This window comes from Halorussus sp. AFM4 (assembly GCF_051194995.1).
GTDB lineage: Archaea > Halobacteriota > Halobacteria > Halobacteriales > Haladaptataceae > Halorussus.
Window position 1 is genome coordinate 298,581 of sequence record NZ_JBNTJT010000001.1, and the last position, 25,257, is coordinate 323,837.

At 71.0% G+C, this 25,257-nt stretch carries 25 protein-coding genes; 11 read left to right on the top strand and 14 right to left on the bottom strand.

Annotated features, from left to right (window positions below):
* Positions 1-122 precede the first annotated feature (122 nt).
* From ACQUQF_RS01485 to ACQUQF_RS01505, 5 genes are all read right to left on the bottom strand, one after another.
* Complete coding sequence (locus ACQUQF_RS01485) at positions 123-776, bottom strand: YIP1 family protein (RefSeq protein WP_435175018.1); 654 nt, start codon at positions 774-776, stop codon at positions 123-125.
* 89 nt (positions 777-865) lie between these two features.
* Positions 866-1,450 carry a thymidine kinase gene (locus tag ACQUQF_RS01490; RefSeq protein WP_435175020.1) on the bottom strand — a complete coding sequence of 195 codons (585 nt, stop codon included), beginning with the start codon at positions 1,448-1,450 and terminating at the stop codon, positions 866-868.
* A 157-nt stretch (positions 1,451-1,607) separates the two neighbouring features.
* Positions 1,608-1,733: a hypothetical protein gene (locus tag ACQUQF_RS01495; RefSeq protein WP_435175022.1), complete on the bottom strand. Its 126-nt coding sequence runs from the start codon at positions 1,731-1,733 to the stop codon at positions 1,608-1,610.
* A 260-nt stretch (positions 1,734-1,993) separates the two neighbouring features.
* Positions 1,994-3,013, bottom strand: coding sequence for an NADP-dependent oxidoreductase (locus tag ACQUQF_RS01500; RefSeq protein WP_435175024.1), 1,020 nt, complete (start codon positions 3,011-3,013; stop codon positions 1,994-1,996).
* 129 nt (positions 3,014-3,142) lie between these two features.
* Positions 3,143-3,727, bottom strand: a complete 585-nt coding sequence (locus ACQUQF_RS01505) for an NADPH-dependent FMN reductase (protein WP_435175026.1) — start codon at positions 3,725-3,727, stop codon at positions 3,143-3,145.
* 351 nt (positions 3,728-4,078) lie between these two features.
* Between ACQUQF_RS01505 and ACQUQF_RS01510 the strand changes: the two genes are divergently transcribed.
* From ACQUQF_RS01510 to gdhB, 4 genes are all read left to right on the top strand, one after another.
* Positions 4,079-5,266: a PstS family phosphate ABC transporter substrate-binding protein gene (locus ACQUQF_RS01510; RefSeq protein ID WP_435175028.1), complete on the top strand. Its 1,188-nt coding sequence runs from the start codon at positions 4,079-4,081 to the stop codon at positions 5,264-5,266.
* A 122-nt stretch (positions 5,267-5,388) separates the two neighbouring features.
* Positions 5,389-8,319, top strand: a complete 2,931-nt coding sequence (locus tag ACQUQF_RS01515) for a bacterio-opsin activator domain-containing protein (protein ID WP_435175030.1) — start codon at positions 5,389-5,391, stop codon at positions 8,317-8,319.
* Positions 8,320-8,400: 81 nt separating this feature from the next.
* Positions 8,401-8,550, top strand: a complete 150-nt coding sequence (locus ACQUQF_RS01520; protein ID WP_435175032.1) for a rubrerythrin-like domain-containing protein — start codon at positions 8,401-8,403, stop codon at positions 8,548-8,550.
* A gap of 12 nt (positions 8,551-8,562) precedes the next feature.
* Positions 8,563-9,852 carry a glutamate dehydrogenase GdhB gene (gdhB, locus tag ACQUQF_RS01525; protein ID WP_435175034.1) on the top strand — a complete coding sequence of 430 codons (1,290 nt, stop codon included), beginning with the start codon at positions 8,563-8,565 and terminating at the stop codon, positions 9,850-9,852.
* Between the two features lie 151 nt (positions 9,853-10,003).
* On the opposite strand, the gene ACQUQF_RS01530 is transcribed toward gdhB, so the two are convergent.
* Positions 10,004-11,437, bottom strand: a complete 1,434-nt coding sequence (locus ACQUQF_RS01530) for a serpin family protein (protein ID WP_435175036.1) — start codon at positions 11,435-11,437, stop codon at positions 10,004-10,006.
* Between the two features lie 148 nt (positions 11,438-11,585).
* Between ACQUQF_RS01530 and ACQUQF_RS01535 the strand changes: the two genes are divergently transcribed.
* Positions 11,586-11,987: a VOC family protein gene (locus ACQUQF_RS01535; protein WP_435175038.1), complete on the top strand. Its 402-nt coding sequence runs from the start codon at positions 11,586-11,588 to the stop codon at positions 11,985-11,987.
* A gap of 39 nt (positions 11,988-12,026) precedes the next feature.
* On the opposite strand, the gene ACQUQF_RS01540 is transcribed toward ACQUQF_RS01535, so the two are convergent.
* The 3 genes from ACQUQF_RS01540 to ACQUQF_RS01550 form a co-directional block, all read right to left on the bottom strand.
* Positions 12,027-13,343: a hydroxyacid-oxoacid transhydrogenase gene (locus tag ACQUQF_RS01540; RefSeq protein WP_435175040.1), complete on the bottom strand. Its 1,317-nt coding sequence runs from the start codon at positions 13,341-13,343 to the stop codon at positions 12,027-12,029.
* 135 nt (positions 13,344-13,478) lie between these two features.
* Positions 13,479-14,408, bottom strand: a complete 930-nt coding sequence (locus tag ACQUQF_RS01545; protein ID WP_435175042.1) for an A/G-specific adenine glycosylase — start codon at positions 14,406-14,408, stop codon at positions 13,479-13,481.
* A 103-nt stretch (positions 14,409-14,511) separates the two neighbouring features.
* Positions 14,512-14,793 (bottom strand): YgaP family membrane protein, encoded by a 282-nt coding sequence (locus tag ACQUQF_RS01550; protein ID WP_435175044.1) that lies wholly within the window; start codon positions 14,791-14,793, stop codon positions 14,512-14,514.
* A 147-nt stretch (positions 14,794-14,940) separates the two neighbouring features.
* Between ACQUQF_RS01550 and ACQUQF_RS01555 the strand changes: the two genes are divergently transcribed.
* The 4 genes from ACQUQF_RS01555 (at position 14,941) to ACQUQF_RS01570 (ending at position 17,816) form a co-directional block, all read left to right on the top strand.
* The gene (locus ACQUQF_RS01555) at positions 14,941-15,273 is read left to right on the top strand and encodes a hypothetical protein (protein ID WP_435175046.1); all 333 of its coding nucleotides are present in this window, start codon (positions 14,941-14,943) and stop codon (positions 15,271-15,273) included.
* 98 nt (positions 15,274-15,371) lie between these two features.
* Positions 15,372-16,091, top strand: a complete 720-nt coding sequence (locus tag ACQUQF_RS01560) for an RNase P subunit p30 family protein (protein WP_435175048.1) — start codon at positions 15,372-15,374, stop codon at positions 16,089-16,091.
* On the top strand, positions 16,075-16,695 hold the full coding sequence (locus ACQUQF_RS01565; RefSeq protein ID WP_435175050.1) for a class I SAM-dependent methyltransferase: 621 nt from the start codon (positions 16,075-16,077) through the stop codon (positions 16,693-16,695). The genes ACQUQF_RS01560 and ACQUQF_RS01565 overlap by 17 nt, the downstream gene beginning before the upstream one ends.
* 44 nt (positions 16,696-16,739) lie before the next feature.
* A complete protein-coding gene (locus tag ACQUQF_RS01570) occupies positions 16,740-17,816 on the top strand; it encodes a phosphotransferase family protein (RefSeq protein ID WP_435175052.1) in 1,077 nt (358 codons plus the stop codon).
* Between the two features lie 13 nt (positions 17,817-17,829).
* On the opposite strand, the gene ACQUQF_RS01575 is transcribed toward ACQUQF_RS01570, so the two are convergent.
* From ACQUQF_RS01575 to ACQUQF_RS01590, 4 genes are read right to left on the bottom strand one after another with little or no spacing between them, the layout of a single operon-like run.
* The gene (locus ACQUQF_RS01575) at positions 17,830-18,885 is read right to left on the bottom strand and encodes an ABC transporter permease (protein ID WP_435175054.1); all 1,056 of its coding nucleotides are present in this window, start codon (positions 18,883-18,885) and stop codon (positions 17,830-17,832) included.
* Positions 18,882-19,958 (bottom strand): ABC transporter permease, encoded by a 1,077-nt coding sequence (locus ACQUQF_RS01580; protein ID WP_435177581.1) that lies wholly within the window; start codon positions 19,956-19,958, stop codon positions 18,882-18,884. Before ACQUQF_RS01580 ends, ACQUQF_RS01575 begins: the two co-directional genes overlap by 4 nt.
* Positions 19,959-20,008: 50 nt before the next feature.
* Entirely contained in the window at positions 20,009-21,628 is a 1,620-nt protein-coding gene (locus ACQUQF_RS01585) for an ABC transporter ATP-binding protein (protein WP_435175056.1), read from the bottom strand.
* 51 nt (positions 21,629-21,679) lie between these two features.
* Positions 21,680-22,801, bottom strand: coding sequence for a BMP family lipoprotein (locus ACQUQF_RS01590; protein WP_435175058.1), 1,122 nt, complete (start codon positions 22,799-22,801; stop codon positions 21,680-21,682).
* A gap of 156 nt (positions 22,802-22,957) precedes the next feature.
* Between ACQUQF_RS01590 and ACQUQF_RS01595 the strand changes: the two genes are divergently transcribed.
* Together ACQUQF_RS01595 and psmA are read left to right on the top strand one after the other, a co-directional pair.
* Positions 22,958-23,437 (top strand): Rpp14/Pop5 family protein, encoded by a 480-nt coding sequence (locus ACQUQF_RS01595; protein WP_435175059.1) that lies wholly within the window; start codon positions 22,958-22,960, stop codon positions 23,435-23,437.
* Between the two features lie 4 nt (positions 23,438-23,441).
* Positions 23,442-24,206 (top strand): archaeal proteasome endopeptidase complex subunit alpha, encoded by a 765-nt coding sequence (gene psmA, locus ACQUQF_RS01600; RefSeq protein WP_435175061.1) that lies wholly within the window; start codon positions 23,442-23,444, stop codon positions 24,204-24,206.
* 244 nt (positions 24,207-24,450) lie between these two features.
* Here the strand turns inward: psmA and ACQUQF_RS01605 are convergent, their stop codons facing one another.
* Complete coding sequence (locus ACQUQF_RS01605; RefSeq protein WP_435175063.1) at positions 24,451-25,248, bottom strand: succinylglutamate desuccinylase; 798 nt, start codon at positions 25,246-25,248, stop codon at positions 24,451-24,453.
* Positions 25,249-25,257: the final 9 nt, after the last annotated feature.

The window sequence follows — 25,257 nt, forward strand, 5'->3', positions numbered from 1 at the left end:
GCTACTCGCCGCGGGGGTGAGTCAGTGGCGCCGGATTCGTCCGGCGATTTATAAGTAATTGCTAGTCGGTCGGCGTTCAGTCGGTGCGATCGTCCGTTCGACTCGCCCGAAAGCCGTGCGCCTCAGCCGAGCGCGACGCAGACCTGCCAGCCGAGTTCCACGACCCGGAAGCACACCTCGCTCGCCCGGACGGCGACCAGTTCGTCGAGCGCCGCCAGTCCGCGGAAGGCGTAGCCGAACACCAGCACCGCCGGGATCGCGCCCGCGACCAGCGCCCGGAGGGCGGAGGTGTCGTGGACCGTCCGGAGGCCCACGAAGAACAGCACGGCGCCGTAGACGGCGCAGGCGGCCCGCAGCGTCGGGGACGGGATTCCGGCGAGCGCGCAGGGCGCCGTGGCGTAGGCGATGACTTGCACCGTCTCGCTGGTGCCCGCGCGGTCCGGCACGACCGCCATCAGGAGCACGGTCTGGAGCGCGGCGATCAGGTGGAGCACCGCGGGCGCGACGAACAGCGCGGCCAGCGAGAGCGCGAACAGCGCCGAGAGCGCGGGCCGGCCGCCGAACACCGGGGCCGCACCGGGGACCAGCGCGAACCGGGTCGCCTCCTCGACGACCACGACCGCAACGGCGAACACGAGTCCGGGGGCCTGGTCGCCCGGCGCGACGCCGTGGTCGAAGAAGCGCCGGGGGTTGACCAGCACCTCGGCCCACGCGCGGGCCACGGCGACGGGGCCGCGGTCGCGCCCGCCGGTCGGGTTCTCGACCCACTGGGTCACGCTCGCCCCTCCGCGTGGTACTGGGCCGCGACTCGACTCACGGTCCGGGTCGGGGTCGGTTCACTCAGCACGGTCGGTTCACGTCCGAACTAGTCGGTCCGGAGGGTATGACAGTTCCGACATCGCGCCTCGTAGGACTCCTCGGCGCCCACGACGATGGTCGGGTCGTCGACGTGGGCGGGCTCACCGTCGACGAACCGCTGGTTGCGGGTCGCGGGCTCGCCGCACTCCGCGCAGATGGCCTGGTACTTGTCGACGTACTCCGCCAGCGCGACCAGTCTGGGGAGGGGCTCGAACGGTTCGCCCCGGAACGTCTGGTCGGTCCCCGAGACGATGACTCGCCGGTCGTCGGCCGCGAGGAACTCGCAGACCTCGACCAGTTCCTCGGAGAAGAAGTTGGCCTCGTCGACGGCGACGACCGCCTCGCCGTTGAGCGCCTCGGGGATGTCCCAGACGCCGTCCTCGGGGTCGACCACGGTCGCGTCCCACTGGCGGCCGTTGTGCGACCCCACGGTGCCCTCGCCGTAGCGGTCGTCCAGCGAGGGCTTGAACGCCGCGACGTCCTGGCCCGCGATCTCGGCCCGGCGGAGCCGTCGGAGCAGTTCCTCGGTCTTGCCGGAGAACATGCACCCGGTGATGACCTCGACCCAGCCGCTGTTGGTTATCTTGTGCACGTCGATTGTGCGCTCAATCGAGGGAGAAAAGGGTTGCCGATTCGGGTCGCGGACCGCGGCGTCGAGCGCGTCACCGGTCGAGAACCGGGCGAAGCGCTCGTCTCACCGCCTCGCCGGGTTCCTCGCGTCGAGGCGACCGACTCGCCGGATCCCGCAGCTAGGCGACCGGGACCGACGGCGTCGGGTCGCCGCGGTCCAGGATGTCGTCGACGATCTCGCCGAAGTCGGGCGCCTCGCGGTCGTCTCCCGATTCGTCCGATGGGTAGTGCGGTACCACTGGCACGGTCGGTCACCTCCTCGTCGTCCACTAGTCGGCTCCACCGAAAAATTAGTTACTATCGTTTTCGCACTGAGAGCGCCGCTAGGCTATGCAGCGTCGCTCGCTGGTCGGGGGAGCGGCGGTCGTTCGGCGGACGAGGGACGGCGGTCGTTCGGCGGACGAGGGACGGCGGTCGTTCGGCGGACGAGGGACGGCGGTCGTTCGGCGGACGAGGGACGGCGGTCGTTCGGCGGACGAGGGACGGACTCCGCTCGCCGACGGGATCACTCCCCGCGCTCGCCGACCTTCACGAGCTGCTTGCCGATGTTCTCGCCCTCGAACAGGCCGAGGAAGGCGTCGGGCGCGTCCTCCAGCCCCTCGGTGACCGTCTCGCGGTACCGGATCTCGTCGGCCGCGACCCACTCGGCGAGTCGCCGGGTCGCCGCCTCGAACCGCGGCGCGAAGTCCCCGACCAGGAACCCCTCGACCCGGGCGCGGGTCTCGATGAGCTTGCCGAGCTTCCGCGGTCCGGTGGGCAGCTCCTCGGCGTTGTACAGCGAGATCTGGCCGCAGACCGCGACGCGGGCGTCGACGTTCAGCTTCGAGAAGACCGCGTCGGTGATGGGGCCGCCGACGTTGTCGAAGTAGCTGTCGACGCCGTCGGGCGCGGCCTCGTCGAGCGCCGCGCGGTAGTCGTCGGTCTCCTCGTAGTTGATGCCGGCGTCGAAGCCCAGATCCTCTTCGAGGAACGCGACCTTCTCGTCGGAGCCGGCGAAGCCGACCACGCGGGCGCCCGACAGCTTGGCGATCTGGCCCGCCACGGAGCCGACGGCGCCGGCCGCGCCCGTCACGACGAACGTGTCGCCGGCCTTCGGTTCGGCGACCTCCCGCGTGCCGAAGTAGGCGGTCCGGCCCGGCATCCCGAGCACCCCGAGCGCGGTCGAGACGGGACCGAGGTCGGGGTCGACCGGCCGGAGCTCGGTGCCCGGCGCGGTCGCGTAGTCGGCCCACTCCAGATTGCCGGTCACCACGTCGCCCGGCTCGAACCCGGCGCCGTTGGACTCGACGACCTCGCCGACGACCCCTGCGCGGAGCGGTTCGCCCACGTCCCACGGCTCGGCGTACGACTCGCCGGCGTCCATCCGGCCGCGCATGTAGGGGTCGACCGAGAGGTAGAGCGTCCGGACCAGCGCCTCGCCCGGTCCGGGCTCGGGCACGTCCTCCTCGACCAGGTCGAACGTGTCGCGGTCGGGCTTGCCCTCGGGGCGCTTCGCCAGCAGGTACTTCCGGTTGGTCTCGGCCATACCGGTACCCAGGGCGACCGCCCGGAAGGGACCTGCGGTCGAGGCAGGCGCGGTCGGGAAGCCGGCCGGGGTCGGGAACTAGACGGTACAGCGCGCGGCGGTCGAGCCCGAAAGCGGGACGGCGCCGGCCTACTCGGCACCGATGTTGTCCTCGCTCTCCGGCGTGGGCGGCGTGGGCTCGATGAAGGCGTAGTCGACGACCTCCCGGCCGAGCTCCAGCACGCGCTCCTCGATCTTCTCGTCGGTGAACTCCCCGTCCCGGATCGCCGAGTGCGAGCGCGGGACCGCGGCCTGGTGGGGCAGCACCCAGGCGTCGAGCGCCCGGCAGACCGACCGGAGGTGTTCGAGCGCCGTGATGGGGAACGCCCCGCCCGAGACCGCGAGCAGGCCGACGGTGGTGTGCTCGAACTCGTCGAACCCCGAGTAGTCGAGCGCCGTCTTCAGCACGGACGAGTACGACCCGTGGTACATCGGCGTCCCGAGCATGACCGCGTCGGCCTCCCGGAGCTCGCGGGTCAGCAGGGCCACGTCGCCCGCCGCGGCGTCGTCGACGTCCGGGTCGAACGCCGGCAGGTCGTAGTCACGCAGGTCGAGCAGCTCGGGATCGCCGCCCCGCTCGGCGACGCCGTCGAGCGCGCGCTCCAGCGCCGCCCGGGTGACGCTCTCGTCTCTGAGGCTGCCGCTGACCGCGACCACGTGGGGCGTCTCTGGCATATCCGTCGAAAGGGTTGCGAGCGACTAATAGGCGCGGGCTGGACCGAGGATAGCGCGGTCGGAACGACAGCGGAGCGGACGGGTCGTCACCGGGACTGTATTACATTCTACTGACAGGACTGATTCCGGAGACGAATTCACGATCCTGATACGACCGGTGAACGAAATCGAGAATCGCCCCCGGAGAAGCCGAGAAGGGACTGAATCCGAAGTGACAGATACGGAATCAGGGTATTTTCGGTCCGTTCGCCACACATCGGTACGGCCGAGTTGCGGGGGCTATAGACCGGTGACTCCGCTATATGCCGTTCATAGCAGGCGACTTGAGGGGAAACGTTCTCTCTTCACTCGATGACCTTCGACACGTCAGAGAACGGGGGAGAGGTCTCGCGGAGAAAGTACCTCGCGGCGGTGGGGGCGGCCGGGAGTCTCGCGGTGAGTGGTACCGCGGTGGCACGACAGGACGGGGGCGGCAGCGGCCCGCTGAAGATCGGGGGCTCCTCGACCGTCTACCCGATTACGAGCACCGCGGGCGCGGTCTGGAACTCGAACCCGCCCGCCAGCGACGAGGAGTACTGGGGACCGGGCCAGTACGACATCGACACGGACCAGCGCCTCGCCAACTACTGGGGCGGGATCTACGGCTTCCAGGGCCAGAACAACTCGCCGCCGTTCCAGGTGACGGTCGGCCTGAGCCACTCCGGGACCGGCCTGGAGAAGCTCCGCAAGGGGCTGCTCGACATCGGCGACTCCAGCGCGCCGGTCTCGGCGGAGTTCCCCGAGGCCAGCGAGGACGAGTTGAGCAACTTCGTCGACCACGTGGTCGGGGTCGACGCCCAGCCCATCGTCGTCAGCAGGGAGATCTACGAGGCGGGCGTCAAACAGCTCACGCTCCAGCAGGTGAAGAAGATCTACCGCGGCGAAATCAGTAACTGGTCCCAGGTTCCCTCGTACAACGGCCCCGACAGGGAGATCCAGGCGGTCGGCCGCGCCGAGGGGTCGGGCACCGACACCGCGTTCCGGCTCAACGTCCTGGGCGACCCGAACGCCCCGATGCCGGGCGTCGACGTCCGGAAGGGCCAGAACCAGCAGGTCCAGACGCTGGTCGCCAAGTCCGACAACGCCATCGCGTACATGGCGCTGGCGTTCGTCGAACCCGAATCGGTGCCCGCGGTGGCGCTGAAGATCGACGACACCGTCTACCGGTACGGGCAGAACCTCGGCGCGAAGGAGTACCCGCTCAACCGCGACCTCCACTGCTACACGTGGAAGGACACCTCGAAGACGGAAGCGGCGTTCCTGCTCATGCTCATCTCGGACTTCGGGCAGGCGAGCTTCGTCGAGGCGAACAACTACGTGACCCTGCCCGCCGAGCGCCAGCGCGAGGAGGCCGAGAAGCTCCCCGCGCCCGACGAGGGGTCGGTCATGGACTACGTCGGGGGTCTCGGCACCGCGAAGGCGACCACCGCCGCCGACAGCCGGACGGCCACGGGCGGCAACGAAACCGAACCGCCGAGCGAAACGACGACCTCGCAGTGAACGCGGACCGCTGATTCGGCCCTCCGGGAACGCGGTGGGGTCCGACGGCGGGCGCCGCAGCGCGCGGTCCCCGGTCGGTAACAGCGAAGACTCTTGTTTTCGGGACCGCTACGTCCGCTGCGATGGACACCACTCGGTCACCGCGAACCGCCAGCGACCGGATCGACGTCCTCCTCGCGGGGCCGGACCGATGGCGCGAGCGGGTGGGACCCGCGTTCGCCGACGCCGTCGCGTTCTCGGTGCGGACCGCCGGGACGGCCGACCGGGCGATAGCGATCGCGACGGGGGCCGACGACGTCGGCTGCGTCGTCGCCGCCCGCAGCGTCGGCGAGGCGACCGGGCCCGACCTGCTGTCGGCCCTCCGGTCGCGCGGGGTCGGCGCCACGTTCGTGCTGGCGCCGAGCGACGGCGACGGGGCGCTCGCCAGCGAGGCACTCGACGCCGGCGCCGCCGACTACGTCCCGGCCGACGCCGACCCCGCGGCCCTCCGGCGGCGGTGCCGCGAGGCGGTCGAGCGCCGCGCCGCGGAGCGCCGGCGGCGCGAGCGGGCCGACCAGTTCGAGGCGCTGTTCGCCGCGCCGGACCAGTTCGTCGCGGTGCTCGACGCCGACGGGACCGTCGTCCGGGTCAACCGGGCCGCGCTCGACCGCCTCGGCGCCGACGAGGACCGGGTCCTCGGCAAGCGGTTCTGGGGCCTCCCGTGGACCGACGACGCGACCAGGCCGCTCCAGCGGGCGGTCCGGCGGGCCCGCCGGGGCGAGTACGCCGACTTCGAGGCCGGGCTCCCGGACGGCGACGGCGAGCGCCGGTTCGAGTTCGCCGTCCGGCCCGTCACCGACGACGCCGGCGAGGTCGTCCGCCTCGTCGCCGAGGGCCGGGAGGTCGCCGAGCGCGTCCGGCTGGAGGAGGAGCTCCGGGCGTCCGAGGAGCTCCACCGGGTCACGCTCAACAACATGACCGACACCGTCCTCGTGACCGACGACGAGGGCCGGTTCACCTACGTCTGCCCGAACGTCCACTTCATCTTCGGCTACAGCGCCGAGGAGATCCGCGAGTTCGGCACCATCGACGCGCTGCTCGGCGAGGACCTGTTCGACCGCGACCGGCTCGACGACCGGGGCGTGCTGACCAACGTCGAGTGCACCGCGACCGACAAGGACGGCCGCGAGCACACCCTGCTGGTCAACGTCCGTCGGGTCGCCATCCAGGGCGGCACGACCCTGTTCAGCTGCCGGGACGTCACCAAGCGCAAGCAGCGCGAGCGGGCGCTCACCCAGCTCCACCGGACGAGCCGGGACCTGCTCTACGCCGAGACCCGGTCCGAGATCGCCGACCGGGTCGCGGCCGACGCGGCCGCGGTGCTCCCGTCGGCCGCCGCGGCCGTCTACCGGTTCGACCGCGAGCGGAACGTCCTCTCCCCGGCGGCCGCGACCGACGAGCTGACCGCGCGGCTCGGGACGCCGCCGGACCTGGGCCTCGACCGCGAGACCGCGGTCGGCCGGGCCTTCATCGACGGCGAGACGCGGACCGGGACGGACGCCGGAGGCCGTTCCGACGACCGCGCGGAGACCGCGGGGGACCGCGGGTTCCTGGCCGCGGTCGGCGAGTACGTCGCGGTCCCGCTGGGCGACCACGGCGTCCTCGTCGCGGTCGCGACCGATGACGGCAGCGGCTTCGACGAGGTCGGCGAGGAGGTCGCGGAGCTGCTGGCGGCGACGACGGAGGCGGCGTTCGACCGGGTCGAGCGCGAGACCGAGCTCCGCGAGCGCGACCGGGAGCTCCAGGCCCGCAACAGCCGGCTGACCAAGCTCAACCGGGTGAACGAGTTCATCCGCGAGATCGACCAGGCGCTCGTGAGCGCCGAGTCCCGCGACCGGATCGAGGCCGCGGTCTGCGAGCGGCTCACCGCCGACGACCGGTTCGCGTTCGCCTGGATCGGCGAGACCACCGGGCCGGGTCGGACGCTCCGGCCGCGGGCGTGGGCGGGCGACGACCGGGGCTACCTCGACGCCGTGGCGCTGGAGGCCGGCGCCGACGCCGGGACCCCGGAGCCGAGCGTCCGGGCGGCCGACGACCGCGAGCCGGCGCTCGTCTCGAACGTCGCCGACCGGCTCCGGGCCGACCCGTGGCGCCGGGAGGCGGTGTCCCGGGAGTTCCAGTCGGTGCTGTCGATTCCGCTGACGTACGACGGCGTGCTGTTCGGGACGCTGAGCGTCTACGCCGACGGCCCGGACGCCTTCGACGAGATGGTCCGGTCGGTGCTGTGCGAGCTGGGCGACACCGTCGCGTCGGCCATCAACGCGGTCCAGCGCAAGGAGGCCCTCGAGAGCGACGCGGTCGTCGAGCTCGAGTACCGGAGCGCGGACTCGGGCGGGGTCCTCCACCGGCTCGCCCGCGAGACGGGCGCCTCGCTGGCGGTGGAGGGCGACGTGGTCCGGGACGACGACACCACCCTGGTCTTCGCGACCGTCGAGGCCGACGGGCCGGGGGCAGCGGACGATGGCTTCGACGAGGCGGGCGACAGGCTCGACGACGTCGTCGCGACTGCCGAGAGTCTCGTCGACGTCGCCGGCGCGGAGGTGATCCGCGAGTCCGACGACGGCGGCCTCGTCGGGCTCCGGCTCCGCGGCGAGTTCGTCGCGACGGTGCTGGCCGACCACGGCGCGGCCCTCGACCGGCTGCGGGCGACGCCGGACGGCCTCTCGCTGAGGCTGGTCGCCCCCAGGTCGGTCGGCACCCGGGCGGTCGACGAGGTGGTGTCGAACACGTACGGCGACGCCGAACTGGTCGCCCAGCGCGAGCGGACCCGGCCGACCGACGCGGCCCGCCCGGCCGACCGGTTCCGCGAGGACCTGACCGAGCGCCAGCTCGAGGTGGCCCAGACGGCGTACCACGTCGGCTTCTTCGACGCCGACCGCGACGTGACCGGCCGGGACGTGGCGTCGATGCTCGAGGTCTCCCACACCGCGTTCTACGACCACGTCCGCCGGGTCCAGCGGAAGCTGTTCGCCTCGCTGTTCGAGCGCCGGGCGCGACCGGCCGAGGTTGAATAGTAAACATCGTCGGTGCGCCGCACGGTTTACTATTCAACACGACCACCCATTGCGTCGGGTCGCCTTAGCAATTTTTACCGAATGACCCACAGAGACGTCGAGTACGAATCGGACGCCGACAGCGAGTACGAGTGCATGGCGTGCGGCGCCATCGCGACGGCGGACAGCCACCCCGGGACCTGCACCGAGTGCGGGAACGCGATGCGGAACCGACGGATGCCCTACGAGTAACTCGCTCGATACATGGCCACGAACACGCTCGGAGACGGCGAGGCCGAGGAGTACGAGGAGACCGAATCGGCGCTCGAGACCGCCCTGCGACAGCTCTCGGCGGCGGCCGCCCACGTCGACGTCGACGAGGGCGTCATCGAGCGCCTGAAGCACCCGACCCGGGTCGTCGAGGTCGGGGTGCCGCTGAAGCGCGACGACGGCACCGTCGAGGTGTTCACGGGCTACCGCGTCCAGCACGACGACGTCCGCGGGCCCTACAAGGGCGGCCTGCGCTTCCACCCGGAGGTGACCGCCGAGGAGTGCGTGGGGCTGTCGATGTGGATGACCTGGAAGTGCGCCGTGATGGACCTTCCGTTCGGCGGCGGCAAGGGCGGCGTCGTGGTGAACCCGAAGGAGCTCAGCACCGGCGAGAAGGAGCGGCTCACCCGACGGTTCGCCGAGGAGATCCGCGACACCATCGGGCCGAAGCGCGACATCCCGGCGCCGGACATGGGCACCGACGCCCAGACGATGGCCTGGTTCATGGACGCCTACTCGATGCAGGTGGGCGAGACGACGCCCGGCGTCGTGACGGGCAAGCCGCCGGTCGTCGGCGGCAGCGAGGGCCGCGAGGAGGCGCCCGGCCGGTCGGTCGCCATCATCGCCCGGGAGGCGATGCGGTACTACGGCAAGGACGTCGACGAGTCCACGGTGGCGGTTCAGGGGTTCGGCAGCGTCGGCGCGAACGCCGCCCGACTGCTCGACGACTGGGGCGCCGACGTCGTCGCGGTCAGCGACGTCAACGGGGCGGCCTACGACATCGGGGGCCTCGACACCCACGCGGTGCCCTCCCACGAGGAGGAGCCCGAGGCCGTGATGGCCCACGACGCGCCGAACACGCTCACGAACGAGGAGCTGCTGGAGCTCGACGTGAACGTGCTCGTGCCGGCCGCCGTCGGGAACGTCATCACCGCCGACAACGCCGACGACGTCCAGGCAGACATCGTGGTCGAGGGCGCGAACGGCCCGACCACCTCCGCGGCCGACACCGTGCTCGAAGAGCGCGGTATCCCCGTGATTCCGGACATCCTGGCGAACGCCGGCGGGGTCACGGTCTCGTACTTCGAGTGGCTCCAGGACATCAACCGACGGCAGTGGTCGCTCGAGCGCGTCAACGACGAGCTTGAGTCCCAGATGCTCTCGGCGTGGGACGACGTGCGCCGCGAGGTCGAGGCCCGCGACATCGGCTGGCGCGACGCCGCCTACGTCGTGGCGCTCGAACGCGTCGGCGAGGCCAAGTCGAGCCGGGGGCTCTGGCCGTAGAACTCGGCGAGGAGAGGTAACCGAACAGACGACCGCGGAGCGAGCGCCGGAGACGGCGGGCGCATCGGGTTCGCTCCGTTAGGGTTTGCTTGCTCGGCCGAAGCCGATGCGCCGGGTCAGGGGCGGGAGCGCCGTAAGCCGCGAACGGCGGTCAGGATTCTCCGAGGCTCGTCACGCGTCCGACGAACAGCGGCGTTTCGGTCGGTCTGTCGCGGATGTAGAACAGGAACGGCCGGTCGACCGTCATCTCGGCCTGCCTGGCGGGGGCGCTCTCCGCGACGATCGCCGCGGTGGCGGCCGCGGCCTCGGTGCCGCGCTCGTCGACGGTCACGAAGCTCTGGTGGACGATGTCGTCGAGGAACGGACCGCCCTCGCCCTCGACCATGCCGCCGAAGTCGGCCTGCCCGGTGAACGCCGTCTCCACGCCGAGTTCCTCGAGCGCCTCGACCAGACTGAACGCCGACCGCACCTCGAACTTCGGGAGCGCGAGGTCCACCAGCGCTTCCTCGGCCCGGTCGAGCATGACGGCGAGGCGGTCGACCGTCAGCGCGCGCTCGAACGCCTCGAACTCCCCTTCCGCCGGGAGGACGACGACCATGCTCGTCTGCTGGTTGGCGTAGGGGAGCTCCACGAGCCGGTGGCCGCCGACCGCGACGTAGTTCGTCTCGACCGACTGATGCATCGTCGGCACCTCGGCCGTCGTCCCGTCGAGCGCGGTGAACTGCCGAGGCTCGGTCTGCTCCTCGGAGAAGGGGACCCGCCAGCGCGCCGAGAAGTAGACGGCGTTCGTCAGCACGAGCCGCGTGGTGGCGTCGATCGAGCCCTTCGGCAGCAGGTCCTCGATGCGGTCGTTCGTCCGCTCGGCGACCCACTCGTTGATGCGCTGTCGGGCGGCCTCGGGGTCGCCCGAGAAGTCCGCGAGCTGCAGGCCCGCCCGGTAGTAGGCGTCGAGCAGGTCGAGGTACGCCCGGCTGAAGGGGTAGTCCTCCTGCCCCCACGCCGAGTTGGCCGTGGTGAGCTCGAAGGCCGGGCCGGCGTCCGCCTCGCGCTCGGTCATCACCCGCCCGCTGGCGGTCTTCCCGTCGGCGTTGCGGCGCTCGAACTCGGCCGCCAGCGCCCCGAACGCGGCGTGGAGGTCCCCGCCGTCGAGCTCGTAGCGGAGCGCGTCGGCCAGCTCGGTGCGGGTCTCGCCCCGGGCGCCGGCGTAGGTCATCGCCATCGCGACCGAGACGCTGTACGGCGAGACGAACAGGTTAGGGGCGGCCCGTTGCTCGCGCAGGACGCCCAGCAGGTCGAGCGCGAACCCGACGTTGCCCCGGAGCTGCTCGGCCAGCTTGTCGGCGGCGAGGTCGGGGTCGGTGACGAAGTCGACCTGCGGGAACGGCGGGGCGTCGAGGTCATCGAAGCCGGGGGACTCCGTCGTCGTGGTCCCGTCGTTCGGCGAGTCGTCCCGCGTCGAGGTGTCGGCGTTGGGGGCGGCGGTGTCAGTTCGGGTCGTCCCCTGGTCGTCGGTGCCGGTACAGCCCGCGAGCCCGGCGAGCAGGGCGCCGGTCAGCGCGAGGGTGTCGCGTCGGCGGAGGGTCATGACCCGTCGTTCCACCGGTCGTGGTAAACCTCTTCCGTAGAGTGAAGGGCGCGTTTCAGTCAGCACGTCCGAGTCGCTCGGGATTCCCGGTCGAGCCGCAGTCCGAACGACGAGAACGTTTTATCGCTCGACATCGACTCCCACGGATATGGAGCCGGAATCGTTCTTCCACGTCGCGGTGAAGACCGACGACCTCGACGCGAGCGAGGCGTTCTACCGGGACCACTTCGACGCCGAGGTGGTCGAACGCGGCGACGCCGGCGACGGCCAGGGTGCGACGGCCGTCGACCACGTCGCGCTGGACGTCGCGGACAAACTGGTGTACCTCTTCGACGAGGCGCCCTACGAGGCGGCCGGACTGGTCGACTCCGTCCCGACCGGCTTCCTCCACTTCGGCTACGTCGTCGCGGACGTCGGGGCGGCCCACGAGCGATTGACGGCCGCCGGCGTCGGGTTCGTCATGGAGCCGACGACGTTCGGCGACCTGAAGATCGCGTTCCTCACCGCCCCGAGCGGCGTTCGAATCGAACTGATAGAGCACCTTCGGTGAGGCGGACACGCGGTGAAACGGTGTCCCGGCGTACCGCGCTCACTCCTCCCAGTTGTGGAGCGCGTCGACGAAGACGTCCCGGACGTCCTCCTCGGTCACCGGCCGGGGGTTGGTCCGCAGGAGGCGCTTCTGGGTCTCGACGGTCTGGGTCGCGAGCCAGTCGACGTCGTCCTCGGTGACGCCCGCCAGTTCGTCGAGGCCGCTCGGCAGGACGTTGAGGTCTCGCTGGAGCTGAACGTACTCTTCCTTGAGGGCGTCGACGGCCTCGCGGTCCGACTTCCCGGTCGTGTCGACGCCGAACAGGTCGGCGAGGTCGGCGAACCGGGCGGGGTCGCTCGCGGAGTTGTAGTCGATGGTGCTGGCCGGCGTGAGCACCGCGATGGTCTCGCCGTGGTCCGTGTGGTAGCGGTTGCCGACCGGGTACGCCATCGCGTGGCAGAGGCTCGCGCCCGCCGTGAGCCCGGCGATGGCGCCGAACAGCGCGCCCTGGAGCATGTTCTCGCGGGCGTCGAGGTCGTCGCCGTTGTGGACCGCCCGCCGGACGTTCGACGAGAGCAGGTCGATGGCCTTCTCCGAGAACATCTCGGTCAGCGGCGTCCGGCCGGCGTACACCGGGCGTTCGGCCGGGTCGGCGGCCCGGAGCAGCGAGTCGTACTCGTGGGTGGTGTACCCCTCCATCGCGTGGCCCAGCGCGTCCATCGCGGTCTCGGCGGTCAGGTCCGGCGGAAGCGTCGTCGTCAGCGTCGGGTCGAGCACCGCCGCGTCGGCCCGGACGTGGTCGCTGGAGATGCCCTCCTTGATCTCCTTCTCGGGGACCGAGAGGATGGCGACCGGCGAGATCTCGGCGCCGGTGCCCGCGGTGGTCGGCATCAGCACCAGCGGGGGTCCGGACTCTTCGAGGGGCCGGCCCGCGCCGGTGGGTTCGGCGACGTAGTCGAGCGGACTCCCGCCGTTGGCGACGACCGCCCGGGTCACCTTCGCGGTGTCCATGCAGCTCCCGCCCCCGAGGCCGACGTAGAAGTCGTAGCCGTCCCCGCCGGTCTCGTCGCGCACGAACGCGATGCAGTCCTCGGCCGCTTCGACGGAGGGCTCGCGCTCGGACTCGTCGTAGACGTCGACCGCGAACCCGGCGTCCGCGAGGTGGTCGGCGACCCGGCCGGCGTGGCCGAGGTCGACGAGGTTCGCGTCGGTCACGACCAGCCCGCGAGCGCCGCCGCCGACGCCGAGGTCCCGGAGCTGGAAGGCGAGCTCGTCGGTCGCGTTCCGGCCGAACCGGATCGCGGGCATCCGGACGCTCCAGACGGTCTCGGGTGCGAGGTCGCGGGTCGGCGCCGACACCGAGCGGTCGTAGCTCATCGTGGCCACCCGCCCCGTCTGCGAGCCGCCGTTCGTCCGCCGCCCTCAATGTCACCGGTTGTCACGATAGCCATGGCGGCTACTCGGCGGCGACTGGTATCAACGTTGTGAACGTGTAGAAGGTTCGACGTTCGTTCACCGACGGAGCCGCGCGACCGTCTCGCCGTCCCGATCGGTCACGTCGACGAGTCCGTCGTCCGCGAGGTCGCTCAAGAGCCCTTCCAACCACTCCCGGCCGTGTTCCCCGTCCGGCGCGTAGTCGACTCGGATTCGGGGGCCGAGCTTCGACAGCGGGAGCTCGTCGTACTCCTTCAGCGTCGAGACGACTCGGCCGCGGAACTGCCGGCGGCTCCCCTCGAAGCTCGGCTGGGTGGGGACGTCGGGCGCGGTGAAGTCGCCGGTCTCGTAGGCCGTGCACCACTCGCGCCAGGGACAGCCCGCGGCGTCGCACTTGGGGGTCTGCTCGCAGGCCACGCCTCCGAGCTCCATGATGGCGTTGTTCCAGACCCGCGACTCCCCGTCGGGCATCGCCTCGCGCGCGGCGGCCTCGAACGCGGCGTCGTCGTCCGGCACGTCGAACGCTCGGTAGAGCACGCGCTTGACGTTGGTGTCGACCACGGCGTCGCCGTCGTTGAACGCGAAGGAGGCGACCGCGTTGGCGGTGTAGGGACCGACGCCCATCAGCTCCTGGAGCTCGTCGGGGGTGGTCGGAAAGTCGCCGTCGTACTCGGTGACGACCTGCTGAGCGGCCTCGTGGAGGTACTTCGCGCGGTTGTTGTAGCCGAGGCTGTGGTCGGTCCAGAACCCGACCACGTCGGCCCGGTCGGCGTCGGCGAGGGCCTCGGGCGTCGGCCAGCGGTCGAGGAACGCCTCCCAGGCCTCGACGACCCGGCCGAGCTGGGTCTGCTGGCTCATGACCTCCGAGACCAGGATCTCGTAGGCGTCGTCGGTCTCGCGCCACGGGAACTCGCGGTGGTCGGCCTCGTACCACGAGACCAGCGCCTCGCGGACCGCCGGGAGGTCGTCGGGGAGGGCGTAGTCGGGCTCCGATTCGGCGTCGCTCATCGAGGTTCGGTAGGGACGACGCCGGTAAAGGAACAGTGGTTCGGCGAGGCGGTGCGCCGGTGTTCGGAACTGGGCTCGCGGTGTCGCCGGTCCCGGCCGGCGCTCACCGGAGCGCGCGGTCGCGGACCTGCCGGGCCTCCTCGCTCAGTCCCCCGGTCGCGCCCTCGCCGGCGTCCCGGTAGGTGTCGCGACCCATCGCGCTGTTCGCCGGGCAGGTCTGGGTCAGGCCGGTCGCGGTGAGGACGGCGCCGACGACGAGCGCGCCGACCGCGACCGACCGCCGCAGTCGGAGCGCGCCTCGAAACGACCCGATCGACAGCACGAGCAGCAGCGGTCCGAGCGTGATGCGGATCCCCTCGTCGAGTCCGCCGACGTTCTGTTGCATGGTTCCCGACCAGGGGACGACGCCGGGCCACTTCAAGGTAGGGTGGGTCGGCGGGCCGCCGGCGTCGACGACTCCGGACGGCCGCGGAGTCCGGTCCCGCCGCCAGGTGTCGAAAGGCGTTTCCGACCCGGGACCGACTCTCGGGGCATGAGCCTCGACGACCTGCAGGGCGAACTCGAGGGCGAGTACGCCGACCTCGGCGACGAGGTGGCGGTGTCGCTCGACCGCGAGACCCGCAACGAGCTCGCCATGCTGAGCGCGGCGTTCGACCCCGACGAGACCGACGAGCTGCTGCGCCGGGCGGTCCACATGCTGTTCCAGACCGCGGTCGAGACCGGCAACCTCGACTTCCACCTCCGGAGCGAGTACGACGTCACGTACGACGAGTACCTCTCGGGGATGACCTACGACGAGATGACCGGCGGGGGCCAGCAGTTCCCCCAGCAACAGCAGAACGACGACCGGCGCTACCAGTTCTGAGCGCTCGCCCGGCCACCTCGCACTGCTGACGCTCGCGACCCGAAGGGACAGACCCAAATCCTCGCCGCGAGAACCCACGCGACGAGCCGAACCCACGCATGCCACGCTACGAGGGCGTCCACGCCCACCCCGACGGCGACAGCACCGCGGCGCGCTTCGCGGCGACCGCCGCCGAGTACGGGTTCGACGGCGTCGTCCTGCGCAGCCACAGCGACGCGACCCCCGACCTCGACGCGGCGGACCGCGAGCGCATCGCCGAGGAGTACGGCGTGGACGTGGTCGACGCCATCGAGATCCGGGCCGACAATCCGGACGTGGCGTCGGGCCACGTCGGCAACTACCGGCCCAAGCACACCGTCCTGGCGCTCCACGGCGGGACCAACGCTCTCAACCGGTTCGCGGTGGAGTCCGACCGGGTGGACGTGCTGGCCCACCCGATGCGGGGCAATGGCGACTTCAACCACGTGCTGGCGAAGGCGGCGGCCGACCACGGGACCCGCGTGGAGTTCGACCTCTCGCGGGTGCTCCGGGCCGACGGCGGCCCGCGGGTCCGGGCGCTCCAGGACCTCCGGAAGCTCCGGGAGCTCGTCGAGAAGTACGACGCGCCCTACGTCGTCAGCGCGAACCCGACCAGCCACCTCCAGGTGCGCGCGCCCCGGGAGCTCGCCGCGGTGGGCGAAGCGGTCGGCTTCTCGGAGGACCAGATCCGTACCGGGCTCGCGGAGTGGGCCGCCCTCGCCGAGCGCAACCGCGAGCGGCTCTCCGACGAGTTCATTGCACCGGGGGTCAAACGCGGCAGACATGAAGAGGACGCTTGAGGAGCACGCCGCTCGCTTCGACGACGTCGCCGGCGAGTACGACGACAGCCAGAACGACACCGGGGAGTACCGGGCCTGCGTGTCGCTGGTCGTCGAACACGCCGACCCCGGGCCGGACGAGACGGTGGTCGACCTCGGCACCGGCACCGGCGCCATCGCGCTGGCGCTCGCCGACGAGGCCGGCGAGGTCGTCGGCCGCGACATCAGCGAGGGGATGATGGAGCGGGCCCGCGAGAAGGCCGACTCGCAGGGCATCGACAACGTCGCGTTCGGCGAGGGCCGCTTCCGCGAGCCGAACGTCGACTCGGCCGACGTCGTCGTCTCGAACTTCGCGATGCACCACCTCGGCGACGAGGAGAAGCGCGAGGCCATCGAGGCCATCGCCGGGCTCGGCCCGCGGAAGTTCGTGCTCGGCGACGTGATGTTCTTCGGCGAGCCGGACCCCGACGAGCCGTTCTACAGCCCCGAGGTCGACGACCCCTCGACGGTCGGCCACCTCGCGGACGCCCTGACCGACGCCGGCTTCGCGCTGACCGCGGTCGAGCGCGTCCACGACCAGGTCGGCGTGCTGGTGGCCGAGCGCGGAGCGTCCGGGAACGAGTAGCACAGCACCGGAACGTTTCTCCCGCGGCGCGTCCAGTGACCGACATGGCCGACGAGCTATCGGACGGGACCCTCCGGGGGATGGTGTCGGTCGTCGATTCCGAGTGGACGCTCCGGGAGGCGACGCCGGTCGACCGCGGGTTCTGCCGGGTGTACCGCCTCGTCGTCGGGACCGCGACGTCGACCAGAGAGTGCTACCTCAAGGCGGTGCCCGAGGGCCGCGACGCGGGTGTCGCCGCCGACGCCCGGGTCTCGGCGGTCGTGGGCGAGCACACCGCTGCGCCGGTGCCAGGGATCCTGGGCGCCGTCGACGACCACCCCGACCTGCCGGCGCCGTACTTCCTCGTGGAAGCGATGCCCGGCGACGAAGTGCCCTACGAGCGAGTGGGGTGGGTCTCCGACGACGTGCTCCGCACGACGGCCCGACAGCTCGGCGAGTCGCTCGGAGAGCTCCACCGCATCGACGCGGTCGACTCGTTCGGCTACGTGTTCTACGACGAGTCGCGGGAGCTCGCCGGCGGGCGGCCGTCGGGGACGGTCGACGAGCTCCGGGTCCGGGACGGCGTCGACTCGTGGCCGGATTACCTCCGGGCGCGGGTCGACCGCGAACTGGGCCGTCACGCCGAATCGGGGTTCTCGGACCTCACGCCCCGGCTGGAGTCGTGGTGCGAGGACCGGATAGAGCGGCTCGACCAGCGGGACGGGGGCTTCAGTCCCGTGCTGGGTCGCAACGACCACGGCCTCCACAACGTCCTGGTCGACGCCGACACCGGCGACCTGACCGCGCTGCTCGACTGGGCGTACACCCTCGCCGTGACCCCGGCCTACGACCTCCAGTTCGCCGCGTACCTGTTCGGCGGCGGGTTCCTCTCGGCGATTCCCGAGGTGGCGGACCGTCAGGAGATGGTCCGGGACGCGCTGCTGGCGGGCTACCGGTCGACCGCGCCCGACCTGGCCGACGACGCGGCGACGTACCGCCCGCTCTACGAACTGCTGGCGATGGTCCGCATCATGAACGACTTCGAGCAGTTGCGCCCGCGGCTTCCGGAGGGGACCGGAGACGCGGTCGCCGAGGGTCTCCGCGAGGACGTCGAATCGCTGCTCGAGAGGAACAGTCGATAGCGGTCGGAGCGACCTACTCCTCGGTGTCGTAGGGCTCGCCGACCGCGGCCGGCACCCGGGTGTACCCCACGAGCGTCAGCACCACCAGCACCGCGACGTAGGGGAACAGCCCGACGATGCTGCCGGGCAGCGAGATGCCGACGGTCTGGAACTGGACCTGGAGCATGTCGGTCGCGCCGAACAGCAGCGACGCGCCGAACGCGCCCAGCGGGTTGTAGTTGCCGAACAGGTACGCCACGATGGCGATCCACCCGCGGCCGTCGACCATCGTAACGCCGGTGCCGGTGAAGCCGCTGCCGATGCCGATCGAGAGCACCGCGCCGGCGAGGCCGGCCATCGCGCCCGAGAACAGCACCGCCCCGTAGCGCACGCGGTTGACGTCGACGCCGGCGGTGTCGAGCGCCTCGGGGTTCTCGCCCGCGGCCTGGACCCAGTAGCCGTACCTGGTGCGGTAGAGGACGACCCACGCCGCGACCGCGGCGACGACGGTGAACAGCACCAGCGGCGACGCGTCGAAGAGCAGGCGGCCGACCACCGGGAGGTCGGCCAGCACCGGCACGGTCAGGTTGTCGATGTTCGGGAGCGAGGGGCTGGAGACCCCGCCCCAGATGACGGTCGCGGTGAACGGGCCGAAGCCGAGGCCGACGAACCACACCGCCAGCCCGGCGACGATCTGGTCGGCCTCGTACCGGATGGTCAGCACCGCGAACATCGCGGTCAGCAGTGTGCAGACCGCCACCGCGGCGACGACGCCGACCCAGAGGTCGGCCTGGCCGACCGATCCGGCGCCGGACGCGAGCCACGCCCCGGCCGCGCCCGAGAGCGCGCCGAAGATCATGAACCCCTCGAGCCCGATGTTGAACACGCCGCTCTTCTCGGCGTAGAGCCCGCCGATGGCCGCTAGCGCGATGGGCGTCGCGGCCCGGAGCGCGCGCTCGAACGTCCCGACGGTCAGCAGGTCGGCCACCGGCAGGTCGAACGCGACCGCGACGACGGCCAGCAGCGCGACCGCGCCGGCGCCGACGGCGACGCCGCGCCGGTGGCGACCGGCGTAGTCGGCGACGCTCATTCGCTATCGCCTCCCAGGCCGGTGCGCCGGCCGGCCATCCGGAACAGCTCGGGCGTGGCGACGAACAGGACCACCAGCCCGACCACGCCGTCGACCAGCTCCGGGGGCACGTCGAGCGTGAACCCGATGTACTGACCGCCGGCGTCGAGGCCGCCGAACAGCAGGCCGGCGGGCACCACGCCGAGCGGGTTGTTGGCCGCCAGCAGGCTGACCGCGATCGCGTCGAAGCCGAACCGGGGGAACGTCGCGGGGTCGCTGTAGTACCCCAGGATCATGATCGTGAACACCGCGCCGGCGAGGCCGGCCACCATGCCGGAGAACGTCATCGTGGCGACGACGTTTCGCTTCGGGTCGACCCCGGAGTAGGCCGCCGCGGGCTCCTGGTGGCCGCTGGTCACGAGATCGTAGCCGAACCGGGTGCGGGCCATCACCACGTAGACGACGACCACCGTCGCCAGCGCCGCGGCGAGGCCGATCACCGAGAACGACGGGCTGTCGAACACGACCGACGGGAGCGCGACGTACTCGGGGAAGTTCTCGGTGTTGGGCGCGGAGGCGCCCGCCGGCCTGAGGTAGCGGTCGACGGCGAAGAAGACGACCCCCGACGCGATGAAGTTGAGCATGATGGTCGTGATGACCTCGTTGGCGTCGGCGTAGGCCTTCATCAGGCCCGGGAGCGCGGCGTACGCTCCGCCCGCCAGTACCGCGGCGAGCGTCCCGAGGGCGATCAGCGCGACGCCGCCGACCGCGCCGGTCGGGAGGTGGGGCGCGAGGAACAGCACCGTGACCGCGGTGGCGAACCCGCCGACCACGAACTGGCCCTGGACGCCGATGTTGAACACCCCCGCCCGGAACGCGACCGCCACCGCGACGCCCGCCAGGACGAGCATCGTCGACTGGCGCAGCGTGAACGCGACGTTCGACTTGGTGCCGAACGCGCCGTAAATCAGCGCGGAGACGAACTCGACCGCGTCGTAGCCCGAGGCGGCGACGATGATCGCCCCGAGCAGGAGCGCGAGCAGGACCGCGGCCACAGCGATGGCGAACCGTTCGAGGACCGTCGCCCTGAGCATGCGGTCGGCAGCCCGGTCGAGGGCGGCCCGGCCCCGGCGGGTGTCGCCGCTCACGGCTCGACACCTCCGTCGGTCGCGGATTCGGCGCCGGTGTCCGTGTCGGCCGTTTCCGACTGGACCGATTCGCGGGTCTCGTCGCCCGCATCTCGGCTCCGACCCGCCATGAGTAGGCCGAGTTCCTCCTCGGTCACAGCGTCGGGGTCGACCACATCGACGAACGCGCCCTCGTACATCACGGCGACGCGGTCCGAGAGCTTCCGGAGCTCGTCGAGCTTCGAGGAGACGAACAGCACCGCCGTCCCCGCGTCGCGCATCTCCAGCAGGCGCTCGTGGATGAACTCGATGCTCCCGATGTCGACCCCGCGGGTCGGGTGGGACGCGACCACGAGGTCGGGCTCGTGTTCGAGCTCCCGGCCCACCACGAACTTCTGCTGGTTGCCGCCCGACAGCGACCGGGCCTCGGCGTCGGGGTTCGGCGGCTGGACGTCGTACTCGGCGACGATGTCTTCGGCGTGGTCCCGGACCGCCCGCCAGTCGATGAACCGGCCGTCCGCGAACGGCTCGACGGTCTGGTTGCCCAGCAGGGCGTTGCGGACCAGGTCGTAGTCCTGGACCAGCCCCTCCTCTTGGCGGTCCTCGGGGACGTAGGTGATGCCCTTCTCGATGCGCCGCCGGCGGCTCGCGTCGGTGACGTCCTCGCCGCGGAAGGTGACGGTCCCGGCCTCGGCGTCCCGGAGCCCGGTCAGCGCCGCCACGAGCTCGGCCTGACCGTTGCCCTCCACGCCCGCGACGCCGAGGATCTCGCCCTCGCGGACGGTGAGGTCGACGCCGTCGACCTGCACGAGGTCCCGGTCGTCGCGGACCCGGAGGCCCTCGACGTCGAGCGCGACGTCGCCGGGCGCGGTCTCGCGCTCGGGGTAGTCGAACAGCACGTCGCGGCCGACCATCAGCCGGGCGAGCTCCTGGCGGGAGGTGTCGGCGGCCGCGACGGTGCCGACCGCCTCCCCGTCGCGCAGGACGGTGATCTCGTCGGCGACCGCCAGCGCCTCGTCGAGCTTGTGGGTGATGAAGATGAGCGACCGGCCCCGGTCGGTGAGCTCGGTCATCACCTCGAACAGCCCCTCGACCTCCTGGGGCGTGAGCACCGCGGTCGGCTCGTCGAGGACGAGCACGTCGGCGCCCCGGTAGAGGCTCTTGACGATCTCGACGCGCTGCTGGACGCCGACCCCCAACTGCTCGATCCGGGTGTCGAGATACTGATCGACGTCGAAGCCGTAGGTGTCGCAGATGTCCGCGATGGCCGCCCGGGCGCTCTCCTCGTCGACCAGCCCGTTCTCCGAGGGCTCGTGGCCGAGCACGACGTTCTGGACGACGGTCATGGTGTCGACCAGCTGGAAGTGCTGGTGGATCATCCCGACGCCGGCGTCGATGGCGTCGCGGGGCGAGTCGAACGACCGGCGCTCGCCGTCGACGCGTACCTCGCCCGCGTCGGGCTCGTAGAGCCCGTAGAGGACGCTCATCAGCGTGGTCTTGCCCGCCCCGTTCTCGCCGACGAGGGCGTGGACCGTCCCCTTCTCCAGGGTGAAGTTCACCCCGTCGTTGGCGACGACGTCGCCGAACCGCTTGGTGACGCCGTCGAGTCGGACGGCGGGTGGTTGTGGGTCGCTCATTGGCCTGGTATGGGATATCGTATCACGAATGACGCCGAGGCGGGCGCGGCGTCAGTTCTGGCAGCCCGAGGCGGTGCACGGCACCGTGACGTCGCCGTTCACGATGGCCTGCTTGGACTTCCGGAGGTTCTGGGTCACGACGTCCGGGAGCTTCGGTCCGACCGCCTGGCCGAGCACGAGCTTGACCGCGTCCTCCTCGAGGCCGAGCACGTTCTGGCCGTTGACCTGGTCCCAGTTGCCCTGCACGACCGCCGTCGCGACGTCCTTCGTCCCCTTGTTGATGAACTTGACCGCCGACCCCATGATGACGTCCTTGTAGTCGGGCAGCGTCTTGGACTGGTCGGCGTCGACGCCGATGGCGAAGCGGTCGGCCTCCGTCGCGGCCTGGAAGACGCCCTGGCCGGCCGCCGCCGCGGCGTGGTAGACGATGTCCGCCCCGGCGTCGTACTGCGACCCGGCGATGTTGCTCGCGGTCTGGGTGTCGGTGTAGTTGCCGATGTACCCGACCTTGACGCCGACGTCCTCGTCGACCCACTTCGCACCGGCTCTGTAGGCGCGCTCGAAGGCGTTGATGAGCGCGCCGTCGACCCCGCCGACGAAGCCGACGGTGGCGGTGTCGGAGTTCAGCGAGTTGCCGGCGTGTTCGAGCTGCCGGGTCGTCATCGTGCCCGCGAGCACGCCGGCCTGGAACGACATCTGGTGGTTGGCCCACGTGTAGCCGGCCACGTTCGGCTGGTCGACGTAGTCGTTGATGAGCATCCAGCGCTGGTCGGAGTACTGCCTGGCGTTCGACTCGAGCGCCTGGGTGTGGTTGTACCCGACCAGGACGATGAGGTCGTAGTCGGGGTTCGAGCTCTCGGCCAGCCGCGACTGGACCGTCCGGTACTGGGACTGGTCGGTCTCCTCGACCCGCTGGATCTCGATGTTGTTGTTCTTCGCCGCGTTCCGCAGCCCCTGGAGCGCGAGGTCGTTGAACGCCTTGTCGCCGAAGCCGGCGGGGCTGGAGACGATGGCGATGTGCGTGGTGCCGCCGTCCTGCGCTCCCACGCGACCGGCGAGCGCGCCCCCGGCGACGAGCGCGGCACCGCCCTTCAGAACCGAGCGCCGGTCGACGCCGGTCGCGGTCGGTACTCCCCCGTACTCGGACTCGGAGTCCGCAGTCGTGTCAAACATTTCCGTACCCCCACACCCAGTTACGCAGACGGTAGTAAATAATTACCTTTCAATATTGAACTGTGTAGGCGGGTGATAAACCCCGCCCGACGCGGTCGAGCGCGAACACCAACCTTTCAAGCCGCGTCCCGACCAACCACCGGCCGAGACCCGTCGATGAAGCACCTGCCCAAGCACCTCCGACCCCGCTGGCGCTACCTCGCGGTCGGCATCGAGGCGTGGCCCGACGCCGAGTTCGACCGCCGGGACTTCCAGCGCAGCGTCTGGTTCGCCGCACAGAACCTGTTGGGCGACGCCGGCAGCGCCGACGCCGACCTGTCGGTGCTCCAGTTCGAGTTCGGGGACGGGACCGGGGAGGCCGTGGTCCGGGCCCGCCACGGCCACGCCGACCGGGCACGGGCCGCCCTTGCCTGCATCGACGAAGTCAAGAACGACCCCGTCGGCCTCCGCGTCCGCGGTATAAGCGGTACGGTCCGTGCCTGTGAAGAAAAGTATTTACGACGAGGCGGCCAATTTCGGGATGAGAGAAAAGTCGTGTTCGGGGACGCCCAGCGGACCGCAGTCGAGCGAGACGGACTCCTCGACGTGCGAACCGACGGGGCGTTCGCGGGCGCGACGGAACTCGATTTCGAGTGATACTATGCAGGGACAAGCCCAACAGCAGGCCTACGACCGTGGGATTACCATCTTCTCCCCGGACGGACGCCTCTACCAGGTCGAGTACGCCCGCGAGGCCGTCAAGCGCGGCACCGCGAGCATCGGCATCCGGACCGAAGGCGGCATCGTGCTCGCGGTTGACAAGCGCATCCGCTCGGAGCTGATGGAGCGGACCAGCGTCGAGAAGATCCACAAGGCCGACGACCACATCGGCATCGCCTCCGCGGGCCACGTCGCCGACGCCCGCCAGCTCATCGACTTCGCCCGCCGGCAGGCCCAGGTCAACCGCCTGCGCTACGGCGAGCCCATCGGGGTCGAGACGCTGACCAAGGAGGTCACCGACCACATCCAGCAGTACACCCAGGTCGGCGGCGCCCGCCCGTTCGGCGTCGCGCTCATCATCGGCGGCATCGAGGACGGCGAGCCCCGCCTGTACGAGACCGACCCGTCCGGGACCCCCTACGAGTGGAAGGCCCTCGCCGTCGGCGCGGACCGCGGCGAGATCCAGGAGTACCTCGAGGACAACTACAGCGAGGCGATGGACCTCGACGGCGGCATCGAGCTCGCGCTCCGGGCGCTCGGCTCGGTCAACGACAACGAGCTGAGCCCCGAGGGCGTCGGCGTCGCCACGGTCGACGCCGAGACCGAGCAGTTCATGGAGCTCTCGAACGACGAGACCGAGGAGTACCTCAGCGAGCTCGGCATGCTCGGCGGCGGCAGCGACGAGGGCGAGCCGGAAGAGGAGTGAGCTAACCGCCTTCTTTCCCGCGGTCTTCGACGACTCGGTAGCGGCTTCTGTACCGATTTCCGTTCCCGTTCACCTCGTGTCAGGAGCGCGATTATCTGCAAAATCGGAGACGAACAGGTAGCAAGCCCCGGGCGGTCGCGACCGAGCGGCCCCTTTCAGTCCCGCCCCGCCGGTCGACTCGCCGAGCGCACGCTGTGGACTGCAGGTCGATACGCGATGCACTGAGAAAAGGCCCGTACTCGCGCTACCCGTCCAGGACGCCGACGCGCTCGCCGCGGTAGCCGAACACGTTCTCGTAGCCGTACGGCGACAGCAGCACCGGATAGAACGGTTCGTCGGCGATCAGGTCCTCGCCGTCGGCGGCCGCGAACGCCTCGCCGGCCTCGACGCGCTCGAAGTTCTCGGCGAACACCGCGTACTCGCCCGCGCCGTTCTTGGGTATCGGGGCGCCGAGCCGGTAGACGGTCACCTCGCCGCGGTCCTCGCCCGCGACCGGTTCGGCGTCGCGCAGCGCGCCGGTGGCCCGGAGGAAGCCGTAGATCAGGTCGACCGCGTTGTCGGCCGCGCGGTCCGACCCCTGGAGGCCGCACTCGACCTCGACGACGTGGGGGTACTCGATGAGCCGGCCCTCGCTCTGCGCGCCGGTCTCGACCAGCACCGACACCGGGAGGTACGGGCAGACCGACCGCGCGACGGCGTCGACCGTGTCGACCAGCGCGAACGGCTGGGCGTACGACTGGGTGGAGTGCAGCGACAGGGTGGTGCAGGACCGGATCTCGCGCGCGAGGTCCGCGGCGAGGCGGCGCTCGTGGGTGTCGGCGTCGGGGTCGCCGGGGAACGCGCGGTTGAGGTCCTCCTCGACGTACCGGACGCCCCGCGCCAGCGCCTCCTCGTTGGCGATCACGAACTTGACGGGGCGCTCGACGGCGGGCGACTCGGCCAGCACGCGCTCGATTCCCCGGACGCCGCAGGGCTCGTCGCCGTGGACGGCGGCGACCACAGCGATCTCGGGGGTGCCCTCGCCCAGCTGCTCGATTCGCATCGCCGGAAG

Coding starts and splice junctions, on each gene's coding strand:
- ACQUQF_RS01545 (WP_435175042.1), bottom strand. CDS start 14,408: ATGAGCGACGCCGAATCGGAGCCCGACTACGCCCTCCCCGACGACCTC.
- ACQUQF_RS01605 (WP_435175063.1), bottom strand. CDS start 25,248: ATGCGAATCGAGCAGCTGGGCGAGGGCACCCCCGAGATCGCTGTGGTC.
- ACQUQF_RS01570 (WP_435175052.1), top strand. CDS start 16,740: ATGGCCGACGAGCTATCGGACGGGACCCTCCGGGGGATGGTGTCGGTC.
- ACQUQF_RS01590 (WP_435175058.1), bottom strand. CDS start 22,801: ATGTTTGACACGACTGCGGACTCCGAGTCCGAGTACGGGGGAGTACCG.
- ACQUQF_RS01595 (WP_435175059.1), top strand. CDS start 22,958: ATGAAGCACCTGCCCAAGCACCTCCGACCCCGCTGGCGCTACCTCGCG.
- ACQUQF_RS01505 (WP_435175026.1), bottom strand. CDS start 3,727: ATGCCAGAGACGCCCCACGTGGTCGCGGTCAGCGGCAGCCTCAGAGAC.
- ACQUQF_RS01515 (WP_435175030.1), top strand. CDS start 5,389: ATGGACACCACTCGGTCACCGCGAACCGCCAGCGACCGGATCGACGTC.
- ACQUQF_RS01550 (WP_435175044.1), bottom strand. CDS start 14,793: ATGCAACAGAACGTCGGCGGACTCGACGAGGGGATCCGCATCACGCTC.
- ACQUQF_RS01500 (WP_435175024.1), bottom strand. CDS start 3,013: ATGGCCGAGACCAACCGGAAGTACCTGCTGGCGAAGCGCCCCGAGGGC.
- ACQUQF_RS01575 (WP_435175054.1), bottom strand. CDS start 18,885: ATGAGCGTCGCCGACTACGCCGGTCGCCACCGGCGCGGCGTCGCCGTC.
- psmA (WP_435175061.1), top strand. CDS start 23,442: ATGCAGGGACAAGCCCAACAGCAGGCCTACGACCGTGGGATTACCATC.
- ACQUQF_RS01585 (WP_435175056.1), bottom strand. CDS start 21,628: ATGAGCGACCCACAACCACCCGCCGTCCGACTCGACGGCGTCACCAAG.
- ACQUQF_RS01520 (WP_435175032.1), top strand. CDS start 8,401: ATGACCCACAGAGACGTCGAGTACGAATCGGACGCCGACAGCGAGTAC.
- ACQUQF_RS01530 (WP_435175036.1), bottom strand. CDS start 11,437: ATGACCCTCCGCCGACGCGACACCCTCGCGCTGACCGGCGCCCTGCTC.
- gdhB (WP_435175034.1), top strand. CDS start 8,563: ATGGCCACGAACACGCTCGGAGACGGCGAGGCCGAGGAGTACGAGGAG.
- ACQUQF_RS01565 (WP_435175050.1), top strand. CDS start 16,075: ATGAAGAGGACGCTTGAGGAGCACGCCGCTCGCTTCGACGACGTCGCC.
- ACQUQF_RS01560 (WP_435175048.1), top strand. CDS start 15,372: ATGCCACGCTACGAGGGCGTCCACGCCCACCCCGACGGCGACAGCACC.
- ACQUQF_RS01540 (WP_435175040.1), bottom strand. CDS start 13,343: ATGAGCTACGACCGCTCGGTGTCGGCGCCGACCCGCGACCTCGCACCC.
- ACQUQF_RS01580 (WP_435177581.1), bottom strand. CDS start 19,958: ATGCTCAGGGCGACGGTCCTCGAACGGTTCGCCATCGCTGTGGCCGCG.
- ACQUQF_RS01555 (WP_435175046.1), top strand. CDS start 14,941: ATGAGCCTCGACGACCTGCAGGGCGAACTCGAGGGCGAGTACGCCGAC.
- ACQUQF_RS01510 (WP_435175028.1), top strand. CDS start 4,079: ATGACCTTCGACACGTCAGAGAACGGGGGAGAGGTCTCGCGGAGAAAG.
- ACQUQF_RS01535 (WP_435175038.1), top strand. CDS start 11,586: ATGGAGCCGGAATCGTTCTTCCACGTCGCGGTGAAGACCGACGACCTC.